The sequence below is a fragment of the Bradyrhizobium sp. Ken01 genome, assembly GCF_055807355.1.
Window position 1 is genome coordinate 1 of sequence record NZ_JBVVPC010000110.1, and the last position, 4831, is coordinate 4831.

Genomic DNA, 4831 nt, shown 5'->3' on the forward strand with positions numbered 1-4831 from the left:
CAGGCGAGCTTCCAGGTGCTGGTCGAGCCGAACGGCACGACGGGCTCCTACATCCTGTTCGACAAGGTCACGCTGCTTCCGATCGCGACGGTCAACCAGGCCGGCCAGATGATCCAGATCAGCGGCGGCAACGTCTCGATCAGCGATGCGCTGATGTCCCCGGACATCCAGAAGCTGATCACGGACGTGTTCATGCTGAAGTTCACCGACAACGGCACCAACACCAAGCTGACCTCCAACTTCACCAACTCGATCACGCAGACCAGCGACGGCCTCTTCATCAAGACAGCTGGGGGCGCTGTTGCGATTCCCACCTTCGTCAAAATCAGTCAAACCGACAATGGAAGCCAAAACCCGACAGAGATACTGGCATGGCACTTCGATGTTCCACCCGTTGTGATCGCTCCTGGTGCTTCCATCGTCGAAGCCGGCACAAAGCCAAGCTCAGCAATCGATACAGTTTCTGGACTCATTAGATTTGCGGACATCAACTTTCTAGACCGCCCGACCGTAAAAGTGACCTTTGGTTCATTTACGCTCTACGACTCGCATCATAACAACCTAACTCCTTCGCTGACGCCGGATCAATTGGCCGCTATCACTACGGTCGCTATCCCTCTTAGTCTGGTGCCCGATCCGAACAACACCAACGACGGGTCAGTAAAATGGACCTATAGCATCCCTGATGCTTCTTTTAAATTTCTTCGCCCGGGTGAGATCTTGACATTAAATTACACTGTCGAGGTCGACACCAATTACCCACTGCACAATACAGCAACATTTTCTACAGTAGTGTTGACCGTTACTGGGCATGACGTCCCAACTATCACGACGACGAACGATTCGTTTTCCGAGCTCTCCGGAAGCAATAATCTCGCGATCGACCATGCTGCCGGGAGTGTCACATTCACCAACGCTAGCCCGCGAGCAGTGAACACTGGATTCGATTCATTCCGATTTCAGGACGCCTCGCATCGTGATATCAGCTCCTCCGTGAGCCCGGCCGAGAAAGCCGCCATTGACCTGGTCGCGATCCCGCTGACGCTAACGCCCGTCGGCAATGGGTCATTGACTTGGTCTTACGACATTGTCGATGCCGCTTTCGATTTCTTAGCAGCAGGCGAGACGCTCACGCTCACGTACCAAGCGTCAGTCAGCGACGACCTCGGCAATTCGGCGAGCCGGCCCATTGCAATAACAGTGACAGGCACGAACGACACACCGACGATCGCCACCACAAGTGGCGGATTCATAGAGCTCTCGGGAACGGGCAACGACACGATCGATCATGCCAACGGTACTATTATCTTTACTGACGTCGATTTATCGGATCGCCCGGTGGTGAACGCTCAATTCTCCTCATTCACTCTGCAGGATGCGTCTCACAACAGCATCACATCGCTGAGCGCTACCCAAACTGCAGCCATTGAAGCTCTCGAAGCGTCACTGTCACTCGCGGCGTCCGGAACAAATGTGAATAGCGGTTCGGTGAACTGGTCATACGCCTTGCCCGATAAGATGTTTGATTTTTTACCTGCTGGCGAGACGCTAACCTTGTACTACACGGCGACGGTTGATGATATGCACGGCGGGGTAGCTTCCAAGCCGCTTGCTGTGACGATTACCGGGGCCAACGATTTACCAGTTGTCCTGGGAGAGACAGATCCGCCAACGGAGGCGGTCGTTGCGGTAAACTCCGGCGGGCCCATCATCCTCGCCCCAGGGGTCAACACCAGCTCACTCGGCTTTAACACCGAGACATTTGATGAGCTGGCCGCCGGCTCCCCAGCGAACAATGGAGCTGGCTTTGGGAATTTCTATAGTGCTGCACTTGACGCCACCTTTTCTGCGGTGGGCAACGCTGGTGTCGTCAACGGATCGTCCGAACTCTCGGTGGCGCCCTTCATGGGACCACTCCCCGGCCATAGTGATACCACCAACTATTTGAGCATCGATTTTGCCACTGAGACGATCACCTTTGCTCACAAGGAAAATTCATTTGGACTGTATTGGGGCTCTGCCGATGGACACAACAGTATCCAGTTCTTCAACGGCTCTACACTGGTAGCTTCCTACTCTGGGGCCGACCTAGCTCCACGTCTTTCGGGCGGCGACCAATCTTCTTTTGATTCTGCGGGCTATGTGGAGTTTTCTGGGTTACCCACGTTCGACAAGGTCGTTCTGCAGTCCAAGCAATCTTTCGAGATTGACAACGTTTCGGCTGGCAATGTCCACACAGAACTCGCGGCTCCGATGACAGGCACTCTAACTGTGAGCGATGCTGATATCGGTGATACATTGACCGCGACCGTGACTGGCGATGCCACCGTCAAGTACAACGGCGTTGCCACGTTGCCGACGAATGTCGACATGAGCGCATTGATCGCGGCCAACGCAATCACGTTCGACAGTATCAAAAGCGACGGCAGTCCTCAGGTGCTAGATTGGATCTACAGGCCAACAAATCCCGATCTCGATTTTCTGAAACCGGGCGACGTTCTGACCCTTAACTACACAGTGCAAATCAGCGATGGACATGGGAGTGTTAGCGATCACCCCCTAACAATTACCATTGTGGGCGCGGCTGCAGGGGCCGATATGTCTGCTTATCAAGTCGTGAGCGGCACAGCCCAAGATGATACCTTCCACAACGTCGGAAATGGCGTGACGATATTCGGGGGTGGCGGCTCGAACACATTCATTTTCGAACCTGGATTTCATAGCGCGAGAATTGCTGATTTCAACGTCGATAGGGACAAGATAGAGATTGAGCATAGCCTGTTCGCGACTGTGTCGGATATTTTGGCAAGCGCAAAACCTGCAAATTCTGGGCTAGATACTGTCCTTAGTGACGCGGCCCACGACGCAATGACTCTAAAGGGCATAACCATTGCCCAACTTATCGCTCACCCCGGCGATTTTCATTTGATTTAGCTCCGCATTTTTCTGTCGGCTTCAGCTCAGCCGCTCGATCTGCTGCTCCATCCAAGTCACTTCCGGCTTGCGCAATTGCCACCCCACGTTCCCAGACCGGATCGCTCGGACCTAGGACTCGCAGACTCGGAACTGCACTTCCGTCTCATTACCGACTGCCGCCGGCTTCATGAAGCAGTTGGGAAGGGCTTTAGTTATTAGCAAACTCTACCCATCGCTGGGAGGCTTGGGTTGGGCGTGGACCATGTCCGCAGGTAGACAACAAGGGGTCGCGCCGCCGATCAAGCTGGATGGCTAAGAAGCGGCGCGCACGCGTGTAAGTCGGCGAGCCGGATCATAAAAGCAACTCGACATGACATATCCCTATATTCCAGCTCGCGATCAAAGCGTGCCGAGATAGGAGCTCGTTTGGCCCTTTGGTCGACGACCAACAGAGAGTCTTGAAATTTCAATAACGCCGCAGGAATTACATAAAACCCACGCCGCCAGCGCAGCTCTCTAGTAACGAACCGATATGACTGGGCCGGACACAGCCGTTACTGGCGTCGCAGTTAAAACGCAGGTGGGTGTCGGCCCGTATCGATAATAGTGGTGCCGGAAGAATGGCCCCCAGTTCGGCGCCGGGAATACGTAAGGAGGATACTGGGGTATGACCGTGCACACCATTGTATCGGCAGCTGCGTCCTCTACCGAAACAAAGGACAGGGCGGCCACGGCAATCACCACGACCCACACAAAGTTCTTGCGTCCAAGTTCCATATGGCTGTTCCCGTTTTTTGCGTTTCAGTAAAAATAGGCGCTCAGATTCTTTGCTTCTGCATCGACCTATTTAAGCCAAGTCTAACTCTTGTCTTCTCTGCCCTCCACTGTGCGGACGTAGATTGGAGAATGTCCGGGGGCCGATTGCTGCTTGAGTCCAGTTCAAGCGGACGTTGCTGCATCTACCACTCACTTGCTTTGAAAAACACTTCATAACCTTATCTTCGCTTCGTGGTATCGGGAATTCCGACGCAAGTCGTAGATCCGTCGCTCTCGCGGGCGAATCGAGCACAGGGGATCGCTTTGACCGACTTTGTCGAGTTATCAGGGCCCAAAACGTTCAGGCCTGGATCGGTATTCACCTGGGGCAGTGGACCCGTGGAGTAAGGAGTTGCGGGGCCAGCAGGCCCATAGGCTCCGATGTATCCACTGTTTGGCGGGTCGCCTGTCGGCCGAATTGTGGGCGGGGATGGTGCATGTGGAGTTGCTAATGAGGGCTCGGACATCGGGGGTGGGCCGGGAAGCGGCGGAGGGTGACCAATTGTTTCGTTTGCCGTACCCTGAGACTGCTGAGCCACGGCGGCGGACCAACCGAGAGCAAAGGACGTAATGACACCGACATAGATCAAACGCATGGAAGCCTGCCTAAGATTTCCCGGTAAACATAAAGTTGTGCCCTCTGCCGGCAAGTCAATCGACGATCTTTCATTCAAAATTTGCATTGCGACGCAACATCGCGATTTGGCGAACTCGTCGCCCGGCGACTTTAGGGAGAGCGGCTCGCCGGGTAACGCTCTCTGTCAAGCTTCAAATTGCAGCATATACTGCACATTCCAACGCGCGAAGGTAAAGCTGAAGTTCAGCTTGGCTTTCCCTAAACGAGACATCTGGATCGCGCGCGTTACATTCGAGCGGAATAAACAAGCTCGGCCAGCTGCAGAAAGGCGCGGTTTCCTCACCATGAGAGAAAAAGCAATATCATGCATCAGCGACTTCCGATGGAAATAAGATGTAGATTAGCAAATTCAGCAGATTCGCGCATAATGAATGAGCTTTGCAGATCGTGGTCGAGTAGCTCAGCCATTTGGCTTTCGCCCTCACAGATCCGGGCAGGCGGCTTTCCCGCACCCGGCTCTTC

The 4831-nt window shown here is 54.2% G+C and carries 2 protein-coding genes; one reads left to right on the plus strand and one right to left on the minus strand.

What is annotated here, in order from left to right:
- Positions 1-15 precede the first annotated feature (15 nt).
- A complete protein-coding gene (locus tag AC0L3S_RS38775; RefSeq protein WP_473285185.1) occupies positions 16-2934 on the plus strand; it encodes an Npun_F0296 family exosortase-dependent surface protein in 2919 nt (972 codons plus the stop codon).
- A gap of 1559 nt (positions 2935-4493) precedes the next feature.
- Here AC0L3S_RS38775 and AC0L3S_RS38780 read toward each other — a convergent pair.
- Positions 4494-4679 (minus strand): hypothetical protein, encoded by a 186-nt coding sequence (locus AC0L3S_RS38780; RefSeq protein WP_473285188.1) that lies wholly within the window; start codon positions 4677-4679, stop codon positions 4494-4496.
- Positions 4680-4831: the final 152 nt, after the last annotated feature.

Excerpts from the sequence above, each read along its gene's own strand:
- AC0L3S_RS38780 (WP_473285188.1), bottom strand. The coding sequence starts at position 4,679 with ATGCATGATATTGCTTTTTCTCTCATGGTGAGGAAACCGCGCCTTTCT.